General features: G+C 40.2%; 24 protein-coding genes and 2 pseudogenes. 12 read left to right on the top strand and 14 right to left on the bottom strand.

Annotated features, from left to right (window positions below; translation table 11 throughout):
* Positions 1-531: 531 nt before the first annotated feature.
* The 3 genes from HWQ39_RS15025 (at position 532) to HWQ39_RS15015 (ending at position 1,607) form a co-directional block, all read left to right on the top strand.
* Positions 532-723 (top strand): hypothetical protein, encoded by a 192-nt coding sequence (locus HWQ39_RS15025; protein WP_292846210.1) that lies wholly within the window; start codon positions 532-534, stop codon positions 721-723.
* 4 nt (positions 724-727) lie between these two features.
* Entirely contained in the window at positions 728-856 is a 129-nt protein-coding gene (locus tag HWQ39_RS15020) for a hypothetical protein (RefSeq protein ID WP_292846207.1), read from the top strand.
* A 163-nt stretch (positions 857-1,019) separates the two neighbouring features.
* Positions 1,020-1,607 carry a Uma2 family endonuclease gene (locus HWQ39_RS15015; RefSeq protein WP_292846204.1) on the top strand — a complete coding sequence of 196 codons (588 nt, stop codon included), beginning with the start codon at positions 1,020-1,022 and terminating at the stop codon, positions 1,605-1,607.
* Positions 1,608-2,099: 492 nt separating this feature from the next.
* Here HWQ39_RS15015 and HWQ39_RS15010 read toward each other — a convergent pair whose 3' ends face one another.
* Positions 2,100-2,351, bottom strand: coding sequence for a hypothetical protein (locus HWQ39_RS15010; protein ID WP_292846200.1), 252 nt, complete (start codon positions 2,349-2,351; stop codon positions 2,100-2,102).
* 88 nt (positions 2,352-2,439) lie between these two features.
* On the opposite strand from HWQ39_RS15010, the gene HWQ39_RS15005 reads away from it, so the two are divergent.
* The gene (locus HWQ39_RS15005; RefSeq protein WP_292846197.1) at positions 2,440-2,610 is read left to right on the top strand and encodes a hypothetical protein; all 171 of its coding nucleotides are present in this window, start codon (positions 2,440-2,442) and stop codon (positions 2,608-2,610) included.
* Here HWQ39_RS15005 and HWQ39_RS15000 read toward each other — a convergent pair.
* Positions 2,603-3,553 (bottom strand): RpoD/SigA family RNA polymerase sigma factor, encoded by a 951-nt coding sequence (locus HWQ39_RS15000; protein WP_292846195.1) that lies wholly within the window; start codon positions 3,551-3,553, stop codon positions 2,603-2,605. The two genes, HWQ39_RS15005 and HWQ39_RS15000, sit on opposite strands and share 8 nt — an antisense overlap.
* Before the next feature lie 158 nt (positions 3,554-3,711).
* On the opposite strand from HWQ39_RS15000, the gene HWQ39_RS14995 reads away from it, so the two are divergent.
* Positions 3,712-4,920 (top strand): AIPR family protein, encoded by a 1,209-nt coding sequence (locus HWQ39_RS14995; RefSeq protein ID WP_292846192.1) that lies wholly within the window; start codon positions 3,712-3,714, stop codon positions 4,918-4,920.
* A 170-nt stretch (positions 4,921-5,090) separates the two neighbouring features.
* Here HWQ39_RS14995 and HWQ39_RS14990 read toward each other — a convergent pair whose 3' ends face one another.
* From HWQ39_RS14990 to HWQ39_RS14970, 5 genes are all read right to left on the bottom strand, one after another.
* Positions 5,091-5,462, bottom strand: a complete 372-nt coding sequence (locus tag HWQ39_RS14990) for a VOC family protein (protein ID WP_292846189.1) — start codon at positions 5,460-5,462, stop codon at positions 5,091-5,093.
* Positions 5,463-6,103: 641 nt separating this feature from the next.
* Positions 6,104-6,583 (bottom strand): SRPBCC domain-containing protein, encoded by a 480-nt coding sequence (locus HWQ39_RS14985; protein WP_292846187.1) that lies wholly within the window; start codon positions 6,581-6,583, stop codon positions 6,104-6,106.
* A 20-nt stretch (positions 6,584-6,603) separates the two neighbouring features.
* Positions 6,604-6,927 (bottom strand): metalloregulator ArsR/SmtB family transcription factor, encoded by a 324-nt coding sequence (locus HWQ39_RS14980; protein WP_292846185.1) that lies wholly within the window; start codon positions 6,925-6,927, stop codon positions 6,604-6,606.
* Positions 6,928-7,113: 186 nt separating this feature from the next.
* A complete protein-coding gene (locus HWQ39_RS14975; RefSeq protein ID WP_292846182.1) occupies positions 7,114-8,100 on the bottom strand; it encodes a ParB/RepB/Spo0J family partition protein in 987 nt (328 codons plus the stop codon).
* Positions 8,097-8,768, bottom strand: a complete 672-nt coding sequence (locus HWQ39_RS14970; protein ID WP_292846179.1) for a ParA family protein — start codon at positions 8,766-8,768, stop codon at positions 8,097-8,099. The genes HWQ39_RS14975 and HWQ39_RS14970 overlap by 4 nt, the downstream gene beginning before the upstream one ends.
* A gap of 257 nt (positions 8,769-9,025) precedes the next feature.
* Between HWQ39_RS14970 and HWQ39_RS14965 the strand changes: the two genes are divergently transcribed.
* From HWQ39_RS14965 to HWQ39_RS14935, 7 genes and pseudogenes are all read left to right on the top strand, one after another.
* Positions 9,026-9,556, top strand: coding sequence for a hypothetical protein (locus HWQ39_RS14965; protein WP_292846176.1), 531 nt, complete (start codon positions 9,026-9,028; stop codon positions 9,554-9,556).
* A 54-nt stretch (positions 9,557-9,610) separates the two neighbouring features.
* A complete protein-coding gene (locus HWQ39_RS14960; protein ID WP_292846174.1) occupies positions 9,611-10,033 on the top strand; it encodes a hypothetical protein in 423 nt (140 codons plus the stop codon).
* Between the two features lie 189 nt (positions 10,034-10,222).
* Positions 10,223-11,182: a ParM/StbA family protein gene (locus tag HWQ39_RS14955; RefSeq protein WP_292846171.1), complete on the top strand. Its 960-nt coding sequence runs from the start codon at positions 10,223-10,225 to the stop codon at positions 11,180-11,182.
* A gap of 8 nt (positions 11,183-11,190) precedes the next feature.
* Positions 11,191-11,481 (top strand): hypothetical protein, encoded by a 291-nt coding sequence (locus HWQ39_RS14950; RefSeq protein ID WP_292846168.1) that lies wholly within the window; start codon positions 11,191-11,193, stop codon positions 11,479-11,481.
* 53 nt (positions 11,482-11,534) lie between these two features.
* Positions 11,535-11,753, top strand: a complete 219-nt coding sequence (locus tag HWQ39_RS14945) for a hypothetical protein (RefSeq protein ID WP_109012922.1) — start codon at positions 11,535-11,537, stop codon at positions 11,751-11,753.
* Positions 11,754-11,994: 241 nt separating this feature from the next.
* Positions 11,995-12,405: pseudogene (locus tag HWQ39_RS14940) on the top strand (transposase); the annotation flags it as partial.
* A 208-nt stretch (positions 12,406-12,613) separates the two neighbouring features.
* A pseudogene (locus tag HWQ39_RS14935) lies at positions 12,614-12,748 on the top strand (transposase); the annotation flags it as partial.
* Positions 12,749-12,901: 153 nt separating this feature from the next.
* Here the strand turns inward: HWQ39_RS14935 and HWQ39_RS14930 are convergent.
* From HWQ39_RS14930 to HWQ39_RS14900, 7 genes are all read right to left on the bottom strand, one after another.
* The gene (locus HWQ39_RS14930) at positions 12,902-16,156 is read right to left on the bottom strand and encodes an alpha-mannosidase (RefSeq protein ID WP_292846161.1); all 3,255 of its coding nucleotides are present in this window, start codon (positions 16,154-16,156) and stop codon (positions 12,902-12,904) included.
* A gap of 19 nt (positions 16,157-16,175) precedes the next feature.
* Entirely contained in the window at positions 16,176-17,087 is a 912-nt protein-coding gene (locus HWQ39_RS14925; RefSeq protein WP_292846158.1) for a glycosyltransferase, read from the bottom strand.
* 309 nt (positions 17,088-17,396) lie between these two features.
* Positions 17,397-18,584 carry a hypothetical protein gene (locus HWQ39_RS14920; RefSeq protein ID WP_292846155.1) on the bottom strand — a complete coding sequence of 396 codons (1,188 nt, stop codon included), beginning with the start codon at positions 18,582-18,584 and terminating at the stop codon, positions 17,397-17,399.
* A gap of 78 nt (positions 18,585-18,662) precedes the next feature.
* A complete protein-coding gene (locus HWQ39_RS14915; RefSeq protein WP_292846152.1) occupies positions 18,663-19,748 on the bottom strand; it encodes a polysaccharide pyruvyl transferase family protein in 1,086 nt (361 codons plus the stop codon).
* A gap of 3 nt (positions 19,749-19,751) precedes the next feature.
* Positions 19,752-21,386, bottom strand: a complete 1,635-nt coding sequence (locus tag HWQ39_RS14910; RefSeq protein WP_292846149.1) for a sulfotransferase — start codon at positions 21,384-21,386, stop codon at positions 19,752-19,754.
* A 54-nt stretch (positions 21,387-21,440) separates the two neighbouring features.
* Positions 21,441-22,181: a 2OG-Fe(II) oxygenase family protein gene (locus tag HWQ39_RS14905; protein ID WP_292846146.1), complete on the bottom strand. Its 741-nt coding sequence runs from the start codon at positions 22,179-22,181 to the stop codon at positions 21,441-21,443.
* 114 nt (positions 22,182-22,295) lie between these two features.
* Positions 22,296-23,942: a thioesterase domain-containing protein gene (locus tag HWQ39_RS14900; RefSeq protein WP_292846213.1), complete on the bottom strand. Its 1,647-nt coding sequence runs from the start codon at positions 23,940-23,942 to the stop codon at positions 22,296-22,298.
* Positions 23,943-23,980: the final 38 nt, after the last annotated feature.

Here is a 23,980-nt window from a genome sequence, read left to right as displayed (position 1 = left end):
TAGAAAAAACTACAGCTAACTCAATTGATGAGTTTATTCAAAACGAATTGAAATTGGACGGAGTTCCAGCAGATTTAATCCGTTTAGGAATCGAAAGATTGCTTCAGGATTCTCCAATTAAGTACAAATTCGACGGCGGGAATAGCAACCAGAACTAAAATTCTCAGGAGGAAATATGCAGTTAGTTCTTAAATTTTCGTTATCACTACAGCATACCTTTATTGTCGGTACATCCTGTTCTGACAAAGACTTTTTAGCAAGTTATGCTATTGACTAGCATCCAGTCTGGGTACAAAAAGGTGGACTCAACAACCACCAGTAATTATCCTTTGCTGCTATGGCTGTCTTTGGGGTGCAGTTATCGGAATTGCAACGTTGTTTATCAAACCCAGTGTGACTGTGGCGGCGATTGGGTTGGGTTTTACGGCTGGAGTGTCTGGGAATTTGTTGGTTCAAAAAGGGGAATAAGTCGAAGTAGTTGAAGATTGGTTTTAATTGTTTAGCTGAACTCTTGGATTCATTGGAGTAAATATGTCTTGGTCGAAATCTATTTCTCTTGATGTTGCTAACAAGCTTTTTGACGTAATTGGAGTTTCTTTTGAGCAGCATGAATTAGAGGGCGGTTACATCGCTAAACATGAAAGTAAGACCTTGAGAAGCCCAACGTTAACCGCTTGCTGTATAGCTGTTTTAACCGACTGGGTAACAATTAAGGAAAGTTGAATTTATGTTAGACTTATCAGTTTTCGTGTTTGAGTCTCAGCAAGTCCGATTCATCGGCACACCAGAAAAACTTGAGTGGGTAGCTGCTGATATTATCGCTATTTTGTACCCCCAAGCAGACTCGCTTCCATAACTCCAACTATCTGGGTAAAGTTCCTGCTGCATGGAAGGATCATAAACCAATTATGACCCTTGGCGGAAAGCAGAAAATGGCAACGCTTTATGAACCGGGGCTACAGCGAATGGATACAGATGGTAAGCTAGAAAATACATAACAGTTAAATCGATGATGTCCCATGAACGTTGTCACACCAAAACGATTTACTATTGACGAATATCATCGGCTGATTGAACTAGAATTTCTACATGAGAGCGATCGCATCGAGTTGATTCGCGGAGAACTAATTCAGATGGTAGCCAAGGGTACACCTCATACAGTCTGCGGTTCTATCTTATGCCGCCAATTGGATCGATTATTGGGCGATCGCGCCGTCATTCGTGGACAAGATCCGATTACTTTGCCAAATCAAAGCGAACCTGAACCAGATGTGGCGATGGCACGTGGCAAAGATGAAGATTATCTCGCCCATCATCCCTATCCCGAAGATATTTTTTTAGTGATTGAGATTTCGGACTCAACCCTAGATTACGACCAAACAACAAAGTTAAAAATCTACGCAGAAGCCGCAATTTCTGATTATTGGATTGTCAACTTAAATCTTCGCCAACTTGAGCGTTACAGCCAACCCTATCAAAATGCTCAAGGTGAATTCAATTATCTCAGCAAGCAGATATCTTTACCACATCAGTCAGTAACGATTCCTGGATTTGAAGATGTTTTATTAGACTTGAATCGGATTTTTCCCAGGGTTGTAAACGCCTAGAAATACGCAATTTCCCATTTCGCACTCAACAGTAGAAACGTTACAATGCAGCGTCTCTTCAGATCAAGCACAGAAGACCAACGAGAATCAGAATTGCTTTCATACAACGAGTTAATTGTTGCATTGTTGTATTAAGAATCAAGTTTACTCTTGCTGTCTCCATACAAGGTTGTACTCCCTTTCAACAGCCGCCAGTAGTTTCGATTGCTCCCGTGAAACATACAGTTTGGCAAAATCCCCAACCCCTGCAACAGCCAATCCACAGCCTCACCACGGCTGTCCAATTGATGCAACTGCCGTAACCTCACACATATATTACTGCTTCATTCACTTTCGTGCGATGGCGTAACCGCTTTTTCCGTTGGCGTTCGTCGAACGCAAGTGCGTCTCGTAGAGAAGACGTGCCGAACGCAGGAAAGGCATTGCCTCTCGTTCACGAAGTGTCTCCGATAGGAGAAGAGAAGGTATCGCTCTTAACATTTACGCAAAAAATCATCCGCCTATACCTTTGCCACTTTTGTAGTTCATCGCTCTGGGTTTCCTCTTGCCTATCGGAACTACTTTCGATTGCTTGGGTGCTTGTGGCGGACGGCATTTCTCACAATAGAGCGGTCGCACACCAAAAGTTTCTCTCTGGGTGGGTTGTTCGCACTGCTTACATACGAAGTTGAAAACGCGAGTGTGAATTTCCCGTTTGTGCGCTCTGACGGTGTACTCTTTGACATCAATAATTTTGCTGGGCATCGGCTCTTTCTTCGGTGTTCTATTTATAAGGATAGTTTTTAGATAGCAATATATTCACGCATCATTTTATTGAAACAGTAACAATCTGATGGTTTTTCACCAGGGACTAAGCAGAGGTAATCGCCACCGGAAAGTGCGGGTACGCGATCGCACCGCATTCCTGACAGCCGCAATTGGAGGCATCTTTAACAGCAGTGGCGACTTGTTTGCAGTCTTTGGAGTAGCGGATTTTGCTCATATAAATGAAACACTTAATTAAGAAGATAGTCTTTAATCTTGTTTTGATGAGAGCGTAAAATTTTCAGAGCAAGATGTTCAGTTTTACGAATTGTTTCTCGACTAAGGTTTAGGCGTTTTGCAACTTGACTCAAGGTTAGCTGCTGATTATCTTCTAATCCAAAGCGTAAAGTCAATACTTCTCGCTGCCTTGGCTTAAGCAATGCCAGCAACTCGGCCAAGTCGTGGTGTAGAAGGTCTTGACTGAGTTGCTCATCCAGCGAAAGGCCATCCATAGGTAAAATATCGGCTAGTTCAGTTTCACCCTCATCTCCCACTCGCATTTCTAATGAGACTGGAGATTTAGAAATCTGAAGGTAATCTCTTATTTGATTAGGCAACAGATTTAAGGATTCGGCAATTTCTGCTACAACCGGAGGACGACCCAAAGACTGAGACAACTGCTGCTGTATTCTTCTGATTTTGTTTAACTTTTCGTTGATATGGATTGGTAGACGGATAGTGCGAGACTTATCTGCTACAGCCCGTGTTATTGATTGGGTAATCCACCAGTAAGCGTAGGTTGATAATTTGTAGCCTTTATTAGGATCAAACTTTTCAATCCCTCGTTGCAGTCCTAGTGCCCCTTCTTGAAGCAAGTCGAGAAAATCTAAATTATGGTTTTGGTACTTTTTGGCAACAGAAACCACCAACCGTAGGTTAGCTGTCACCATTTTCTGTTTAGCCTTTTGTCCTTGTTGAACGATTGACTGTAGTTCAGCTACGTTTTGCCCAAGCGAGGTAGCTAATTCCAAATCACTTGGTTGTCGGTTAAGTTGAAGGGCAAGAGCTTGCCGTTGCTGCTCAACCGCCATCATCTGCTGCACTAGTCTAGCCAATGTAATTTCTTGGTCAGGGGACAGCAGAGGATAGCGACCGATTTCTTTTAGGTAAGAGCGAACTGAGTCGGTAGTTGGACTGGTCATTATGGATTAGTAAATGATGAATAAAGGTACTAATATAAGTGGCAAGATATCAACGGAAGCCTTGTTACAGTTAATTAATGAAGAATAAGCTGTCCCGCTTAGATAATTTTAGATTTTCTGATTGCACAAGTTCAAGACCAACTCAACTCTAATCAACTATGCCCAAGACTTGGAACTTAAAGATAGATAGCTCTTTTCAAGCCGCACCCAATTGCATCATCGCCACCGCCCATGTAGACACATTCCCTACAGACCTACCGCTAGAACCAAATATCAGGGAACCAAACCGCAAAAGTGCGACATACCGACAAATTTTTGACTCTGTGACGACTCAACCTGAGAAATTCTTCTCACGTCATAGTGGAATAACCTTGTGTGTAAATAAAGTTAAACCCAACAAAAACAAAACCGAACTTGAACTAGAAGTCTTAGAAGCTAGTGAAGGTGGAAGTGATGGGATTATCAATGGCGGTCATACAGTTTTAGCATTTGAGCAAGCGAAAACTTATAAATATGACCTAACCCAAGCTAGAGTCAAAGTCACCATCCACATTGGATTGCTGGAAGATGAAGCAAAAGATATCGCTTTAGCATCAAATACGACAACGCCAGTAGATTCTCGCTCTAAGGTCAATGCCAGAGGTGATTACAAATTCATCAAGCAGTACTTAGCTTCCTTAGAACAGAAAGAAGATAGAAAATTCCGCATTGCCTATTACCAAAACCAAAGCGGCGCTCCCAGAAATGCCCAGTGCAATGTAACCCATTTACTCAAACTCCTTTACTGCCTCGACAGAAATAAATACAATCCCGACAGCAATAAACGAACCAAGCACCCAGCAGGTATGAGTATCCCCTCTCATATCACAGACACTGAGAGGGAAAGATTAATCGCTCTACTGCCTCTACTCTCTCAAGCCTTGTGGATAGAGCAAAGACTCTACGAATTAATCCAAGATCATATCAGTAACCCTAGAAGAAAGGGTGTAAACGACCTGGCATCAATAGATACACGTAAAAATACATTATTACCTGATAGCAAGTACTCATTTGGTTTCGGTGCGCCAACAGATTTGGCACTACCGATAATTGCATCCTATCGGGTGTTTTTAGATCAAGATTATAAATGGATTCTGCCATTTAACGAATTTGCTGAAGACTTTTTGCAACACGTGTGGACAAACTATTTTCGCAAATATTTAATATCGGAAAAGACAGCAGGGAATACAGTAGGTACGAAAATCAGCCGTAACCAAGAAATTTGGGAAAGCTTGTACATTTCGGCGCAAAGCTATTTGAATCAGCACTTGGTAAAAATGGTTAGCTCCAGTAAAAAGCGGGAAAATTTGACGCTGACTTCAGGTTAAAAGTAAAAGGGAGGAAGCTTGCGAAAATAACAAAGTCTGGAGAACCCTCTATTTGAGATAAATCCACATACTGTAAAGAATCAATGAGATGCACAACTTGTTTTGAGGCAGGTAGAAGAGTTCAGTTGCTGCCTCCTGATTCCGATTTCAGTAGCAAGCTAGGGTGTTGACTACGGGTTTTGTCGCAGCCCTAACAGGTTTCCGTCAATATCCTTGAAGATGGATAGTTGCACTCCGTGACCAACATCTGTAATTGGCTCAACTTCTACTCCTTTTTCAATCAAGCTTTGACGAGCAGAAACTATATCGTTTACAACAAAGGTACTAACGGTATTACCTATTTCAACTGAGTTACTTAAGTTCAATCCAATTGCAAAGCCTGGAATATCAGGGAAACTAAACTGTCTCCAGTTAGGCGTGTCATATTTTGATTGGGGAACCAAACCAAGTTTGTCTTTGTACCACTCAACACTAGCTTCTAGATTAGTAACGTCTACTTTAATAACAAAACTATATTCACCAAAAGTGTTTTTCAATGTCATAATCTACCACGCTACTCACAAATTTTTGCAATATGGATATTATCAACCTTTTTGGCAATCAAACAACTATTTGGTGATTGATTTACAGTAGTTTAATTTTCTACTTAGATTTCAGTTGCGATCAAAATTCATCCCAACTCTTGTGCCTCTGCCCTAGTGTCACCAAACGTCCCAGAAAACTAAAATACTATTGGGGGAATAATATGACGGAAGAAGGAAGCATTTATAATCATAATGGAAAAGCATCAACAGCCAGCACTGAATCACACCAATAAGCTGAAAAGTTCGCCACTGCGATTGGTGAATTCAACTCTCAAGTTGATTAGTTCAAATTTTGTCAGCTTTTAGAGTTGGAGCCAGGTGAGTATGCAGACGAGCAATACCGATATTTTCAGCAGTTAGCAGAATCGCTCACCAGATTCAACGCTGAATCGTTAGCGAAAATGATTGATGCAGGAGAGGAATTGTAAAGACATAGCGATCGCTCTGATGGTTCAGAGCTACAACAAAACCATCTACATAAGGCATTGAATTTAATCTCCCAGGTTTGGTTTAAATAAGTTGTCATGCTGCACGAAAATTGACTCTTTAGAATCGGCAACTTCCAACCACGCTCAATATTTTGGGAGAGCGAGTTGTAATTAATCGTCTGGTTCCAAAAGCTTGCCGAGAGCTTCAACCGACTGCCGCCATCCGCTTTCCATGCCGCTGGCAACCATGCCGTCACGGTCTTCCTGGCTCATTGCTGTGCTATGCGTGCGAATTTCTGTTGTATGTTCGTCAATTGCTACAAACTCAGCTTTTTCCAGCATGACATGGCCACGTTCCGGCATCCCCAAGAATTCAAATGTTTGCACGATCCGTTCATGTGGAGCGACTTCATGAAAACAGCCCCTAAACTCATACTCGTTACCATCTTCTGATTGTTCAGCAATGTGCCAACTGCCGCCGTCTTGACAATCGAAGTGATACACTTTCATTGAATTACCGCGACACCACCAACTCGCAAACAGTTCTTCTTTGGTATATGCTTCAAATACCTTTTCTAAAGGAGCGTTAATTGTGACAGTACCCAGGATATTTTGTGAATTTTCTGGAACTGTTACTGTAAGATGTGCCATACTTCCCTCCTCCTACTTTGTTATTTATCTTCTAGTAGCTTTTCCAAAGTATCGAAGCGGGCGTTCCAGATTTTTTCATACTCGCCCAGATATGCTGCGGCTACTTTGATATTTTTCGGCTGAATCTGGATAACTTTCTCCTTCCCACTTCGACGCTTGGTAATGAGTCCGGCTTTCTCCAACACACTGACGTGCTTGGCGATCGCTGCCAAGGAGATCGCATAAAATTGTGCTAATTCGCTGATAGTATGTTCCTCTGTTAATATTCGTTCAAGAATGTCTCGACGCGTCACATCAGCAAGCGCACCAAAAATTTTATCAAGAGCTAAATTTGATTCAACCATTTGGTTGAATGATAGATGAAGATACAATTCATGTCAAGTGTCCTAAGCGTCTGAGGGATGATATTACTAAAACTCATGTGGGTAATACACGACGCTGATCAACGTTTTGCACTTGAGGGAGCGTATGCCGTAAGTCTCACGGCTGAGTTTATTGCTCTTATCTTACTACCAAGTCCACTTCTATTTTCAATTTTTGACAATCACTTCAAGCTGACTAAGCAGATTCTCTAGCTGTTGAGTTTTTTTCGGATCACTCCAAAGCATCTTGTTTTTCTTTGCCACCTCAATCGTGTTAGTTAAGCGTTGTTTCAGGCTTACAGTTTCGGACTCGGACAGTGCTTTTTTACTACCATTGAATGCTTTAACTCGTTGCTTGATTTCAGAAAGGCTAAGGGAATTATTGATAGCTTCTTCTAAAACTTTTTGCCTGCTATCTTTGTCTTTGACACTAGCAATCAAAATTCCTTTAGTGTAATGAATTTTGCCTTGACGAATAGCATTCAATATCTCTACTGGTTTTTTAAATAAGGGAAGTCGAGTTGCAACGAATGATTGCCAAGTAATTCGCCCGAATGAATTAAATACCTGTTGAACAAGTTCAGCTTCTTGACTAACCAAAACATTTTGGTTAACAGTATTTTTTGTGGCGTTGTTCATTCTGTAAAGAAAACTAACAACTTGCTCAGTTTCGTAGCCCAGTTGAATTTCAAGCACTCGCAAAGTGTTGTCTAATTCCTCTAAAGCACTGAAGTCACGGCGATTTGTATTTTCTGATATCGCAGCATAAAAAGCGGTTTGATCGTCCCAATCAAAAACCTTGACTGGTATGTCTTTCAAATTTAGTATCTCTGCTGCTTTTAATCGCCGAAGTCCTGCAACCAACTCATATTTTTCAGATTGAGTCGGATGGGGACGTACCCACAGAGGAGAACGAATTCCATTGGGTTGAATATCATTCAGCGCCCATTGTTGTAGCTCTTCTAAATCATAGTAATGCCGAACTGGTCTGCCATCTGGAATAAATGTGAATGTACAAACAATTGCGTTGTACGGAATGATTTGTTCTTGAGCTACTGACGCTATTTGTACAATTTCCTGAGTAGTGGCTTGTCCAAAGACAAAGTTCAGTTCTTCATTGTTAGCAATATTATCCTTAAGTTTCCGTCGAGTCATGATTCTGATTCAAATAACTTCAAAGCTTCTGTTAGGATTTTGACGTAAGCACTTGCCGCCGCTTTAGGAGCTTCTCCCTTCATACGAAATACTGTACTACCTTGTCCAGGTGCATCCTTGATACATTGACGGTCAGGAAGGGTAGTATTAAGCAAAGGTATAATACCGCTTTGCAAAGCTTCTCTAGCTTCTCGTAATAAAATAGTGTTATCTTTTACTGCATTTAGATAAAGCGCTGCTATCGGCAGCCCTCCTCGAATTTCCTTTGCTTGACGCACAAATTGTACAATTTTACCTGTACTTGCTAAATCGATCATGGAGTCCCTGCAAGGAATAAGTACTAAATTAGAACGGATCAAAATTGCTTTTGTCACCTCACTTGCATTTCCTGGCCCATCAACAATTACAACATCATAAGACTCTGCTAACTTGGGAAGTTCGTCAAATAAAACCTCTGGATCACCCATGATCTTACAAGGCAAGTTCAGATCCTTCAACCAACTTGATGAGCTTTCCTGCCCATCTGCATCAACTAAGATAGTGGAATATCCCATCTGGGTAAACCAATCAACAGCATGAACTGCTCCTGTTGATTTCCCTGCTCCACCTTTCTGGTTAGCAAATGCCAAAATTTTAGGAAGCTTTTCAGATTTGGTCGTAGTCTTCATAGGCTTGGATTTTACCATAGGAGCAATTCTCACTTTGCAACGATTGTATTAGTCTTCATAGAATTATCATTTCTAAGATAGTTTTCAAGTATTCTTTTAGAAAAGATTCAGCAGAGTATCTATTATCAAATAAGTCAATTAACCCAAATATATGGCTTGATGTTATCACTGATTCAGAATAAAGAATAAAAATAGAGTTAACCAAAACGTTTTGGTTAAATAAAACGAATATAAGTAACCCCCTGACAAAAATACTAATGAAATCTACTGAGCCTCCCTCTAAAACTCCCAAGAAAGAAGAGCCAAAGTCCAACAACCAAATTTCCAAAATTGACCCTACCCCGGCTGATGACAAGTTGCCGAAAGAACTCACAACTGGCCAACAGCCTGACCATGCCCCTGTCGAGGAAAAACCCATGAAGCCGCCAAAAATTCAGCCGCAGGTGACTGGCAAGCCCAACAAGAAAAAAATAGATTCACCACCAGCAACCAAACCTCATATACCCTTTCAAGACCCCCCCGAAGAACCAGAATTACCGCCAGAACCCTGTCAGCACATGCAATTTCTGGATTGCAACTCGGAAATAGGACGTGTGATATTCGAGTGCTACCACTGCAATTCGGGGATAATCAGCGAGTACACGGGAGATCCTGTGATGGGCGAGTACAAAGGACGACCTTCAGTAATTTTCACAAAGGTAAAATGCCCCAACTGTGAGCAAACAGCGATTAGGCTGCAAGCAAGGCAAGTGCTTTCGATTACGGCGATACCTTCACCTTGGCAGTGATGATGGCACATAACCTTTTAAAGAGTGATTGGTAAGAGATATTTACAACTGATAATGCAAATGAGATTTTTACCCTCAATAATAACTGCACTAACGGCACTGACACTAACTAGTTGCAGCACTACTACTGCTGAACAGTATGAAGCTACAGCACTCACCAGTTACTCCTGGCAAGTCAAGTATGCGAATAACCTAACAAGTCAACCGCAGCCACGCATTGAAACCTTTGCTAATACTTCAATGTTGAATCGGAATGGATTGAAACCGACAGGAGCAGTTGTTGGCCCAGATGACAGAGAGCTATGGTGGCCTACTTTACCGCCACGACCAAGTGTTGATGAAGTTGAACAACCATCTAAATTAATTTCTACTGCATTAATAAAAAAGATTTCAAAAATTGTTTATGGGGGCTGTATAGGGGCTATATATACCCCAAATATACTTCAGTACTTTAGAGAGAAAATAACCCCTATATAGGGTATAGATAGGGGTTATATGGGGCATATTTGACTAATTCATATTTGTACCCCACTTAGCCCCCAAGGGGTTATGATAAACTCTTGAGTCTGGAAAGAAAGGGGTGGTTATTTTATTCATCTCTTCTCTGCTCCCCACTTCACCTGAACAGATAACTTTAACAAATCAAAGCGTATTGACTCGTCCCCTATGTCTAACATTCACACCTTACAAAAAATTTTTCCTGCGGGTTTCGATAACGGTTACGGAAGTCTCAAACTTTTAGTCGATGGCTTTGAAGTAGTTCGTGTCCCTAGCTATATAACCAATGCCGAGATGGAAGATGTGCCAGGGCGTGTAGTTTTTAACGGTAGTGCTTACACAGTCGGAGAATCAGCTTACCGTACAGGAAATTATTTTGACCGCAACACAGACAACAATGAAAATAAAGTCAACAACGCATTATTGACTTTATTGGGTGCATTGGCACATCTCCCACACCGTAAGGCTTGGCACTTAAAATTAGTTGTCAGCTTACATGATGTTGGTCTGGCTGAAGAACTACAAAAAGTACTCAATGGAGAATATCAACCAATACTTGCTGGCAAACAATCAGAAGTAAAAGTAGAAGTCATTAAAGTTGTACTAGAGGGGATGGGTGCATTATTTGGGCATCCATTACCAAAAAAATTAACCATTTTAGACTTTGGCAATGGTACAACCCTGTATTCTCGTTACAACCGGGGTCAACGAGAAGTTCACACTGCTTACCCCATTGGTGTAGAAGTTCTCATCGATGATATTTCCCAAAAAATGAAACATTTAAATGGCGGAAAAATCGGGGATGCATCCAAAATCCGATTTTGTCTGGAAATGGGGCATACTCGGTACAGCCGTGACATCGATATCAAAGACATATACAGTGCGTGTTTGAAAGACTGGTATGAAAAATACTTGAAGAAAGTGGTGAATCTAACACTTGATGCTAAGCACCAGGGGGATGAAATCTGGGCGATTGGTGGGGGTTGCCTGTTACCAGGATTCAAGAAGCTGTTGGAGAAAAACGGCTTCAAAATCCTGGACAATCCGGTGGAAGCTAATGTTTTTAGGCTTTTAGAGATGGCAAAAACCATTAGCAGCAAGAACCCAACTACTACATCTCTTAAGTGAATATAACTATGGCAGATAAAAAAGACTTAACACCGGAAAAAGTTCGCCTCAAAGATAATTACCGAGAGCGCATATTTGCAGAATCACAAAAATTAGATAAAAGTTACTTAGACACCCTTTACTTTATCGTTGATTGCTATTTTGTTTTCATTAAGGCTGGATTACCTGCACAACCTGTAGCAAATACACTGATTAATACTGAGTCAAATCAACTACCCTCAAAGACTTCAATCCCAATTACAGAGGAAGAAGAAGAGGATTCTTCAGGCGAAACATTCAGCCTTGATTTTGATTTGTAGCTGTCAAATAATTCCGTGTTGACTGATTTTGTGAGATTTACCCAAGCAAAAACATGCCAGTTAATTTAATAATTTTAGTTGCGGCGGTGATTGTCGCTTTGATAATTTTCAGAGCATTACTGGATTTATTGAAGACATTCCTCAGTACAGCAATCGCAATTGTTATCATCGTGATTATCTTGAAGGTTTTAGGATTTAGCCCACAAGACCTGATGCACGAAATTGTTAACCTACCTCAAATTATCAACCATTTGCTCGGCGGGAACAAGTAATAATTGCACGGGAGCAATGCTCCAAAGTGAGGTGCTTAAAATTCGGGTACTAAATCGAATGGCACTAATAAAAGCTGAAATACTTGCCTGGCAAGGGGTTTAGAAAACTAATAGTTTTAAGGGCAGGAATCAGAATAATCTGCAACTCTCAGTTTGCGATCGCTGCTTCATTAGCCTACGTTTTTCCAAAGTGATGAAACCCTTGTAAATAATACATTTACGCTTTTCTTAGTGCCATTCACATCTGAATGGACGAAAAATACCTATCCGTTCTAAGAATCCTCGTGAAGTAGTCCAAGAAATTTATGGGTGGTTATTAGGACATTATTGCCTACGGTATTTAATGTTTCAAAGTGCCACTTTGAAAAATATTTCTCCATTAAAGTTAAGTTTTATTGGGAGTTTACGAGTTATTCGGCGTGCAATTCCTGAGTTTCAACGTCAGATAAATAATCAACTGGATATCAATACATATTATAGTTGGTTAATTGCCGAAATCTCCGATTTAGAAATCCCTTTACGACAACATAGAAGTAATCCAAGAGTAGTCAAGAAAGCTCGCTCTAAGTTTAAGAGTAAAAAACGAAGTCATCGAAATAATGGTTCTCCCCGACAAAAACTATCTTTTCAAATTTTTAGACAGGCCAGTTGAATATATCCATTTTGAACTTCTAAGTTTTTCATCCTCAATTTATAGCTCCACGGTTTAAAGATATTCTCATCAATTAACAATTAAGTTTTTTGAGCGTACCAACAGTAAGGTATAAGCAACTTTTTTCGTTTTTTGTTCGCGTAATGTATACGAGAACAAAATATCTTTGACTTCACCTCCTATCTCCCCTTAACCGAACAGTATTGGAACCACTAGTGGTACTGTGGAAGGAATTAATAATAAACTAAAGTTAATTAAAAGGCTTGTATACGGCTTTCGGAACTTTAGTAATTTTAGATTACGAAGTTTATTAAACTGGCACTTTAGTATTAATTCTCCATAAAAGTAACCAAAGAGCCAGAAAAAGGAACTATCAAAGACAAAGAAAAACAGCGCACTGATTTAATCCATGTACTAGCAGCGATTTGGTTTTTTATTTCGCCTGGAAAGCGTAGCCGAAAGTTTGGATGCAGCATTAAGATCCCTGCTTACCTACTTACGTCTCATTACTTATTAGGTTAATACAAAAAGTAAGAATCTTCCAAGGAAAAACGTTAAATTTATTTTCCTTAAATAACTCTTTTGAAGAATGTGTGATTTGCTCCAATGTATTGACAGAGTGCGACACTGCTAATCCCAAGTCGCTTTGCAGTGATAGCTCAGACTGCTGTCCGTAGCATTCATAACAGCGTAAGATCCATTGTTGAGGGTTGTCTTCGGACTGCTTGAAAGCCATTAAAACTAAGTTTTCAGCGGATAAATCTAATAAACGACCAACTGCTGCTAGAGGTTTTATTTTAGTAGTCTCTGTAGTAGGATAAATGATGACTTGCAGTGGTAGATTTAATTCATAACCACGTCGGACGGTGTGGGCTGATTGCCAGTTACCTGCATGAGGATAGAGAGCGTAGGTAAACTTATGCTCACCTCGGTCTGCTTCTGGATCAGGCCATTTTGGACTGCGTAGTAAAGTGAGACGCAATTGACTCGATTGACTATCGTAACCATACTTGCAATCGTTGAGTAAACTCACACCGTAGCTAACCTCCTCAAATTCTTCCTTCGACGCAGGTAAATCCGATGCTTGTCCTTGTTTTTCTTTTAGAAGAGAAGTACTTAAATCTGCCCAGCGTAAGGCTGGAACTTCCCATTTTGCTTTTTCTCTAGGTTCTTGAGGCTGAGTAGGGCGCTCAATAGCACCACAGGGAATTTCAAAAGTAGCGTACTCTGCTTGTATATTTAGCGGAAAAGCTGCTTTGACTAAAACTTGTCTCTCCTGCCAATTTACAGTAGTAACAATTTTAAGAATTGGCGACCCAACTGAGAGTATGTAATCTTGGGAAAACTCAGATTCTCCGATTTGTCGTACCACCCGCAAACGCTGTTGTATAATCCCTTGCTCTACCCAATCGATAGATTTTAAATCTGTTGGAGGCAAAGGATGTTCAGCATAGTTAGGGTCAATATTCCAAGCATCCCAATACTGACCACTATCTTGGAATGCTTGGAGTTGATTACATTGTTGATTCACAATTTCTCTTTGATGAATTTTGTCGAAAATACTACAAAATTCACCACTTTTATCATCAACAATTACTCGTAAAAATTCATTTTCGAGAATCAAATATTTTGTATTTATCTTCGCTTCAGGCTTTACAGCTTGTTGAGGACATAGCCAGAAGACACAATAACCGACTGATGGAATATCATTTGCTAAAAAGAGGAGTAATGAACGCTCAGACATCTGAGATGGTAAGAGGTTTCTTTCTAAATCATAAATTTCCCAATACTTAAAAGAGGAAGTTGGTAAAGGGACAGCAACTACTTCCGAGCGCTGCCAATTCAAAGGGTTAAAGACGATAATTGGTAAAGCCTCTGGCTGTGGCGGTAAAGGAAAGTCAATTTGGGATGCGATCGCTTTAAGGGAAGATTCCAATATTTCTGAACCAACTCTGTCTACTTCCTGCCAAGCTTGGTTTGCGTCTACATAAACTGGGGGAATTGACGCTCCTGGTAAAATATCGTGGAATTGGTTAAATAATACTTTTTTCCAAGCGTTTTCTAATTCAGCCTTGGGATAAGCTACCCCAGCACTCAGAGTTGCCAAAGAAGCAAACAGTTCTGCTTGGTATAATAACCCTTCACAGTGGCGATTCCAACGTTTTTGATGGGCATGAGTAGTATAGCAACCGCGATGAAATTCAAAATACAGTTCATCATTCCAGACAGGTAGGGGGTTAGGCTTTTCTTCTTCAGCCTGTGATGAAACAGCAGAGATAAACTGCTGAGTGCTAGTTGTGGACTCCGATCTACTAATTCGCTCTAAATAAGCCTCACTTGTAGTAAACTCTATACTTGGCAAAAAAGAAGATTTTTGCCAACGGCTTGCTACATTCAACATATCTTGGGTAGGGCCGCCACCGTGATCGCCACAGCCAAAAAGCCACAAAGCATCTTTTAAACCAGTCTGCTTTTCCCAATCAATGGCATAGTTAGCCATTTTTATCGGGTTGATATCTTCACCAATCGAGTTAGACATCAAACTAAGTATTTCAGTGCCATCGGGCGATCGCCACCAAAAAACTCCGAAAGGAAACACTGTGGTATCATTCCAACTCAGTTTTTGGGTAACAAAGTATTTAATCCCGCCTTGTTGCAGAAATTGGGGTAAAGTTGCACAGAAGCCAAAACTATCTGGCAACCAAATCACTTGATTTAACACACCAAACTTTTCCTGCACATAACGCTGACCATAAAGGATCTGCCGGACAATTGATTCGCCATTAATCAGGTTGAGATCCGGTTCAACCCACGTTCCGGCTGCTATTTCCCATCGTCCAAGTGCAACCTGTTGTTGAATAGCAGCAAACAAGTCCGGGCGATGTTGTTCAATCCAAGCGTACAAAGCTGGACTAGAATGGCAGTAAATTAAGCTAGGAAACTCTTGCTGTAGTTTCAAAACTGATTCAAAAGTGCGCTGGGCAACTTCCCAAGTTTCACTTATTGGCCACAACCAAGCTAAATCAAGGTGAGAATGACCAAGCAAAAAAATGCGGCGTTCTTGTAGCAGTGGTAATTCATCAATTGCTAGTGCTAGGTTTTGGTGTAAGGTAGTAAGCGATCGCTCAAAGAATTGACCATCTGGCAAAGCTGCCCAATTAATTAAAGCAACAGCCACTATCATGGCATCCAACTTTTCTGGTGCGTGAGTTTCTAAATAGCGCCGTAATATAATTAACTCATCAGCGACAAAACCAGGGTCAAGCCGATCGTCATTGGTAGACTCATACACCAGGTGCGATCGCATCAATGCCCCTGTATCATTATCTGGACTTACCAAGCGTAATGCAACAATAAGCTCCTCTCCTGTTTTCACAGATGGAATCAGCAATACCCTGGTTGAGGCATCAAACAAATCTCCTTCCTGTACTAGAGAGCCATTCACAAAAATTTTGACATCTTTTGCCCACCAAGTTAGAGCCAGCCGTAATGCTAAATCTGTTAAAGGATAGCCATGCAAATCTTGAGGAATCACAAATTGTTGAGCAAGCCATAACACCTGACCACCAGCAGGTATGGTAATGTGTCCTTTGACATTGAGTTGAGCGATCGGCCAGTGCAGAACGTCTGTAGAGAGGCTGATACTAGCATCGGTAGTATCTGAAGAGTAATATCGCCAACTAATTTGAACATTGAGCCGAGCCATTTGGTTCAATCTTTCAATGGCTTGAGTAATCAGGCTACTATCCATTTTGGAAAATAAATAATTTTTATCGAGCAATGAGTTCTTTTAAAGCTAACTTTATACCTTTTTGAAAGGCTAGATGCAAGCGACGTGTTCTTGAGTCCATTTGCCAACTTTGGTAGTACTGCAACAACTTTTCTGGCCAAGACTGTTTATCAGGAAGTTTACCCTGTTGAAAAAAATTTAGGATTGTGTGAGAGTAACCCATTCCTTGGGCTAACCTTAATAAATGATTTTCTTGAAGACGATAAGCCGAAATTAAGTGAGTCAATTTCAAAGATGTAAACAGACCTGTACCCAAACCAATGTCACAGGAAGTCAGCGCTAAGTCATTATCTTCACAGGAGAGTAACTGGTTGCCCTTGCGACCTAGAGTAGCTCGTTCGGGTTGGTTATAAACTAACTCAGCATATTTTTGAGCAACAACTTTACGGACACATAGACCAGCCCCCCAAGGGGTAGTTTTGGTTGAGAATCGTAAGTTTGACCACTGATTTTGCTCAAATTCTCGGATAGCTAACATTGCCCAGTAAGGTTTTGTCCAATCTGGAGGTTGCTCTTCAAAATCAGGTCTGATTTGCCCACTCCAAGCTCCAAGAATTGGCCAGTTTTTGCTAATTTTTAATGTTACTTCTAGATAATCTTTATCTAGAACATTATCATCATCAACAAAGACTAAAATCTTGGCTACGGCTTCTTTAATTCCTCGTAATCTAGCTGAAGTTAAACCTAATTGTTCTTCTCGAATGCAACGATTTCGAGGATGCCAACTTAAGTCAATTTCTTCAGACAGTACTTGCTCACTTGCATTGTCAATTAGCAAAAGTTCCCAGAATTCTTGTGGCAAAATCTGTTCATTGAGCGCTTGTAACACTCTTTCCAGATAATCACGCCGAGGATTGTGGGTGCAGATAATAACACTTATAACGGGTTGCATTTCTATGAGGATTTTGATTATGCGATCTGCAAATTATCTTTCAAAGCGTTAACATACCGATTCTGTATGATAGCTTTTTCTAAAGCTGTAACCCATGAGTCAGAGATGGAGTTTGCCTTGGCAGCCCCTAAGATGGAGAGGTACTTGTTGCCACATATTCTCCCATTGTTGGCAGAAGTCATCTACATTGCAAAAAATCTGTGTCATATCCAACCAAGATCCTATATTATCCATCGCTGAAAAATTACGCGTATTGTTATCTAAATACAGAGGAGAGCCTTATCTTGTAACTTTTTTAAGTCGTCGAACTCACGTTGAATTAGCAAGAGAATTCATTCTAGTACACCTTAAACAGTCGTATGCATGAGATGCACATAATGGATTTTCTTTTGTGACTGCATTAGTATTCACAAACTCTTCTAAAACTGTTACCCATGAGTCAGAGATGGAACGGTCTTTAGCAATTGCCAGGATGGGAGCATATTCAATCAAAAGATATTTTTTCAAAACCCTGGCGATTTCCTGGTTAGTAACATCATTCTCAAAACATGGGGGCAAACCAAGTTCCAATACTCGAAAAGTTAGAATAGCTTGAACGCATTTTTCGCAATATCCACAGTTACGATCTTTTCGTTTCCCTTCCCAACAGACTCTGAGATTTTGTAAGGCTTCTGGCCACTCGACAATCCGCATGAGTTTTGCCGGACGGGAAAAGGCTCCACCATCATGAATAATTGGAAAAGTGCTGCTGGACAGTAGGGGATCTGTTAAGGGATTGGAACCCCATCCCCAGGATAGATCGACTGCATGGTAAGGGTCAGAGCTAGGTATTAGACCTATTGAATAACCACCTTGCAATAGCATCAGGCAGGAAGCTACAGCTATTCCATGCGTATCCTCCCAATTTTGCTTGAAATCGCGGAAGTTAGTTGCCATAGGAATAAGTTCTAAACCCAGACTAGCAAGAGTCAACTTGGATTTCTGCACCGCTCTGTCAAAGGATTCTTGCTCAATGAGGGGAATGTCAAACCCATGAACCATTAACCCTGCTTGTAGAGGACGCTGACTTCTACGACACTTTCCTCGGCTGTGACGAAACGCAGTAAAACAGCTATCCAACCCACCTGAAAAAGCAGAAATTGCTCGTTCCGGCCTATTGACTACGGAGTGTTCTCGCTCAATATCTACAGTGATTTCAACTTGCTGGTAATGGTTTGGCCTCCAGCATGACCACACTGCCTGAAACTCTTCCAGATTTTGTAGCAAAGAGGGAGAAACCTCACCATGAACAAATACATCAGTACCTTGGCTCATAGCCATAAAAATGATACCAACAACAAATGAGTCGCAACTTTGGGTTAGCAAAGAGCTATGCTCTGCTTGTACCCGGTACCACAGGCTATTTCGCTCTTGGTTGAGAGTTTCAATTGTTGCGCTAACGGTGATTGAGTCATTTATTTTGACTGTTTGTTCTTGCCAAATATGAATCTGAGGCATCACTAAACTTTCTCTTGTCAAATGTGGGATAGAAGAGGCATTGAGAAGATATTTCTCAATCAAGATGAAATCAGTATATTAGAGAGCTTCATCCAAAAACTCTCTAACATTAGCCTCAAGTTGCGAAGCATCTTTAACAAATCGGCAAAACGGAATTTGTGAAGTCCATGTTTCATAAAACATTTCATTTTTATGGTAAGAATTAGGTAAAAATACATGAGAAATTCCTAAAAGAGTACAAAGAATATGACCGTGCAATCGGTTTGTAACAACTAGATGATACTGCTGGAATTGCTGAATTGCACAGTGCATAAAAGCCCATGCTTTTTGATGTACAGAGGGATTATATAGTTGATTGAATTTAGCTGCATAAGGATGCTCATAGTACCATTTCTGCCAGGATACCGACTCTTGAATAGTTTCTGATTTTTTTTGCCAGACTTCTTGAGAAAGTTGTCGAAGTTCAACAGCAACAGGCAAATCATCAAATTTTTCTAAAAACTTGAATGACAGCCAGTCTTCTACTACTAAATTAGGAAGATTAATAGAAGCAGACACAAAACTCGACTCCAATTCTTTGTCTTGTCTACAGTGATACAATATGGGTAATTTTGAGTTTGATTGAAACGATAAACCAGGCATTCCAGCCATCTGAAAAACTATATCTGGTGATAGAATTACATGGCAGTTATAAAAATGTTTAAGTGCTATTTCATAGCTATATTTATCGCGAGCAAACAAAGTCAAATTTGGGTGATAGTTGAAAATTAGTGCGGCTCTGGCTAAATTAGATGGATTAGCAAAATAAATACTTTGTGGCAGAATAATAATTGGACGATCTCGATATTTAGAAATAATATGCTCACGAAATACTTGACATTCCGGCCAAATATCGCCTAAATTTCCTCCACCATTTAGAAATATAGGAGCTTTGCCAATTTGTTTCTCCATTGCTGAACCAGAAAAATTTTTAATGGCAGCAGTGTAGTTAATTTTTGTTTTTGCAATATCAGATAAGTAAAACACAGAACCCAGCCAGATAAGATGATCACCAACATTACGATGTTCAGGATAATCCAGTAGCGCACACTCTTCAAAGGTTCCTGCTTGTTCTAAGGCTCTATGCAAAATTTTTTTAATTTTTTCTGGGTTACAAATGGTCATGATTCAGATTTTATATCCTAACTCGTGTAGCATACTACCAGCAATTGCTTCAAATTTGGCTCTATCGCTTATGCTCATTTCACGTTGCCAGTTATTTATGCGAGTGCGATCGGGTAGGAACTGTGTAAGTAGGTTTTCACTGTAAAGTAAATCGATAAATTGGCATATTTTCATCAAGACGCTTTTAGTGTCAGTAATCAGGTCTTCATAATGAATCTCTAGATAATGGGGGCAGAATTGTGCCTGTTGACGTGCTTCTCGAATCTGCCACACCCAATTACTAGCCTGAGCTTCAATATCGTTCCCTGGTTCAACTCCGAGTCCTCTTTTAGACAAAGCAACATCTCTTCCATCTCTAATAATATGGATAAAATGTGCCTCTGGCAGGGCAGCTTGAATAGAAGACATCTGTGTCAGATATTGTGGAGTTTTATCTCCATACCGGGGCTTTTTAAACTGCTGCACATATATTTTATAAAAGCATCTTAAACCATCTGAAAGATTAAATGGATTGATTGCCCCCAGTTTATTATAAAAGTCTTCTTTTGATAAATGGAAGCCACCCCAACTTGGAGAATTAACAACTAAATTATATAGTTCATGACGAAGAACATCACCCTCACTTTTAAGTTGAAGTACTGATAACATGAAATGAGTTTCAGCCAGAATAGATAACTCTGGATGAGCATCAAGCATTAGGCGTAGCAAAGTTGCACCTGAATTACCAACACTGACAATGATGGGCATTGGAGGGCAGCTAGTTTCCTTGAGTAGTTCCTGCTTCGAGTTTTCCTCTTGGTTCGGCTTTTCACACGCAGTTATTTGGTTGGTCAAAAATGGTCTATTCCCCTTAAATTCTTGATATAACCAAGGTTCTGATTTATCCCAGCTATTGTCAGCACTGACAAGCTTGAGTCGCTCTCGACTGGGAAAGTTTAAATGCTCTGATGTAAATGAAGAGCTTACTCTGTGCCAACCACGTTCAATAGTTTCCTTCATGGAATGTACGCGTCCAAGGTATTTCTGCAAAGCATGAGTTCGGCTCAGAACTACATAATGCCGTAAAATAAACGATACAGGAAAAATCCTCTGTCCTTCAAATGCTACCCGATGTCCACCTGCATTAGTGAGATTAATCGGAATATTCAGATTTTTCCATGCATTTAATCGATATAATTTATCTGGTTCATAGAAGTAATAATAATGCATTTCTTCAACATAGTTTTTGCCCTCAAATGATTCATCATCACTAGTTGGCATAAATACAAATTCGTCAAAATTTATGGCGTTATAACCTTGACGATCTGCATCTTCGATTCCTTCAATTAAGGTACGATAAGGCTTTGGTGCTTGGCGTATTTCATCAGCATCGTGATGTATAAACCAGTCAGTATCTATTTCTTTTGCTAGTTTTTCTTCATTTGATATAATTGTTGATAATTCAAAATATCCTGGATAAGGTAAGTGTTCAATTTTAAACACACCTTTATTTAAAAACGTTCTAGCAATTTCTAAAGTTTTGTCATAAGAACCATTATCAATTAAACAAGTTTCAATTCCTTGAGAATAAAGATGTTCTAAACATCTGGGTAAAAAACGCTCCTCATTTCTGACTGTTAATAATGCAACTACCCTCATTTATCTACCCTTTAAGTAACAGATATAGAATATGGATTCTGAAAATTTCAAACGTTACTGATACCAGCCAGCAACAGAAATTCTTTCAGTGGATGCTGCGTGACTAACCTCAGAAACAAAATGTGGCTTTCCCTGATTGTTATTTAAATTAAATATTGTCATCAGGTTATACTTAGGCACTATTACCCGCTCAACCAAAGTCCAATCTTTCTCATTGAGAAAATGAAGATTTCCTCCCCACTCTGTTTTCCATCCTTTTGTTAAGCTATATACAAAGCCAAATCCGCCCTTATTTGCATCTTTGTGAGGAGCAAGAAAAGCGCCTTGTGTGTATCTAGTTACCATTATTTCCGAGGGTTGGATGACTTTTTCTCCTATGGTTTCGTAGAAAAATTCAAGGACTTCATCTGAAGCTAAATATTGCCGAAGCTGGCATTCAACACAATTACATATGTTTTGATGATTTTCTAGCGTTACGTCAAATATATAAGCAAATAAATTTGACTTAAATGTATCTCTAGCCGTTTTCTTGCCCTGCTGAATATTGTCTTGTAAAGTGGGTAAGTACCTATTTTTATAAACATTGTAAATATTCTTTTCTTTATTTGGGTTTGGATTGGGGTATGTGACACTACACCACATATCACTGAAGATTTGTTTATAAAAAAAGTCATACAGAAGTTCTGCATAGATATTTGAAAAAAAATTCTCTATCTGTATAATTGAGTGTTTCTCATATTTTTTCCGAATTACTTCTTTATCTAAATGAGGATTTATCAAATTTACTTTTGGCATTATCTGTGGCATTATCAGTTATTATTGAGGAACTAGTTGGTGAACAAACTTATGCTCTTAACGTTAGTATTTGTAATATTTTGAAAATGCGTTTTTGAATTAATATAGTATGCTTCATTTTAAATGTGTGAGTTCAGCTTTGATTAACTTAGGTAGTACCTGCGATCGCATGATTGAGAAATGATTACTGGCAATATTGTGCATATCTATACCTCCCGCCGCTAATTGTCTCCAGCCGTGGGTAGGATCTTGGGTTTCTGCATTAAGGGTATCACTGGCACAGAATAAGGTAATCCGACCAGAATAAGGCTGGGGAATATAAGAATGCAGGCTTAGGCGGTTGGCTTTGAACACCTGAAATAGCAAACTGGCTTGCTTTTGTTCTATTTCTTTTGGTAAAAGTCCGTCTTTTTTGGCTTGCTCTAGAATGTAGTTAAATTGTTCGTGTGGTTCTAGAAGGCGTAATTCTTCAACTGATACTGACACAGCTAGGTTAGATTCACTCAGGTTTTTCAGCCAATCAGCTAATAGTATCGCCTCATCTATCTCTAGAGAACCTTTAAACTTAGGGTTAGGTGCATAGCTATCAATTAAAGCTAGCAGAGAAACCTTATGCCCAGAAGCAACTAATTGAACAGCCATTTCAAAAGCGATCGCACCACCCATAGACCAACCAGCGAGTTGGTAGGAACCTTGAGGCTGGATTGTTTGCAAAGCTTTGATATAAGTAGCAGCCATATCCTCAATTTGGGTTAGGGGTTCGCACTCGCCATCTATTCCTAGCGATCGCAAAGCCCAAAACGGTTGAGTATCGCCGAGATGATGGGCTAAATCAGCATAGCAGAGAACATCACCACCGACGGGATGGACGCAGAACAAAGGTGTCTTGTTTCCTTTTGGCTGAATCGCGACTAAATTTGCAGAGCTTGGGGCATTTTTGCTAATTGTGAGATGATTCGCCAAATCTTTAATAGTGGGAAACTGAAAAAGTGTAGCGATCGGCAAAGTTTTCCCAAATTCCTGTTCAATTTTGACCATCAAACGAACCGCGACAAGAGAATGACCCCCCAAATTGAAGAAGTTATCTTTGATTCCGACTGGCTGCACATTCAGAATATCTGACCAAATTTGTGCCAGTTGGCGTTCTAACTCATTGCGGGGGGCAACAAAGCTTGCTTGTGGTTGTGCATTGTCTAATGCTGGAAGTGCATGGCGGTTGATTTTACCGTTTTGTGTTAGAGGTAAGCTTTCTAACAACACAAAAGTCAGTGGAATCATGTAATCGGCCAGCTTTTCGGTAAGAAAGCAACGCAATTCACTAACTGTAGGTGCAGACTCTTGCGGGACAATGTATGCCACCAAACGTTTGTCGCCCTTAACGTCTTCACGTGCTATGACCGCAGCTTGTCGTACATCTGGGTGTTGGCTTAATACAGCTTCTATCTCTCCTAACTCGATGCGGAAACCGCGTATTTTGACTTGATTATCGATGCGCCCTAAATATTCTATATTGCCATCAGGTAGATAGCGAGCTAAGTCCCCTGTCTTGTACAGACGTGCCAGAGGCACATCACTAAAGGGATTTGAGATAAATCTTTCTGCTGTCAGTGCTGTTCGGTTGAGGTATCCTCTAGCTAAACTATCACCACCAATGTAGATTTCGCCTTGTACACCCAAAGGCGTTGGTTGTCCGTAGCGATCGAGTAAGTAAATTTGGCAATTAGGTAGCGGTCGCCTCCGGCGGGGATACCGTTGGCGAATTCCCTAAACAGCTAAACTGAACCGATTAGTTCAGCGAT

Origin of the sequence: Nostoc sp. NMS8 (assembly GCF_017115045.1) — a bacterium.
GTDB lineage: Bacteria > Cyanobacteriota > Cyanobacteriia > Cyanobacteriales > Nostocaceae > Nostoc.
This window is presented reverse-complemented; position numbering and strand designations above follow the sequence as displayed.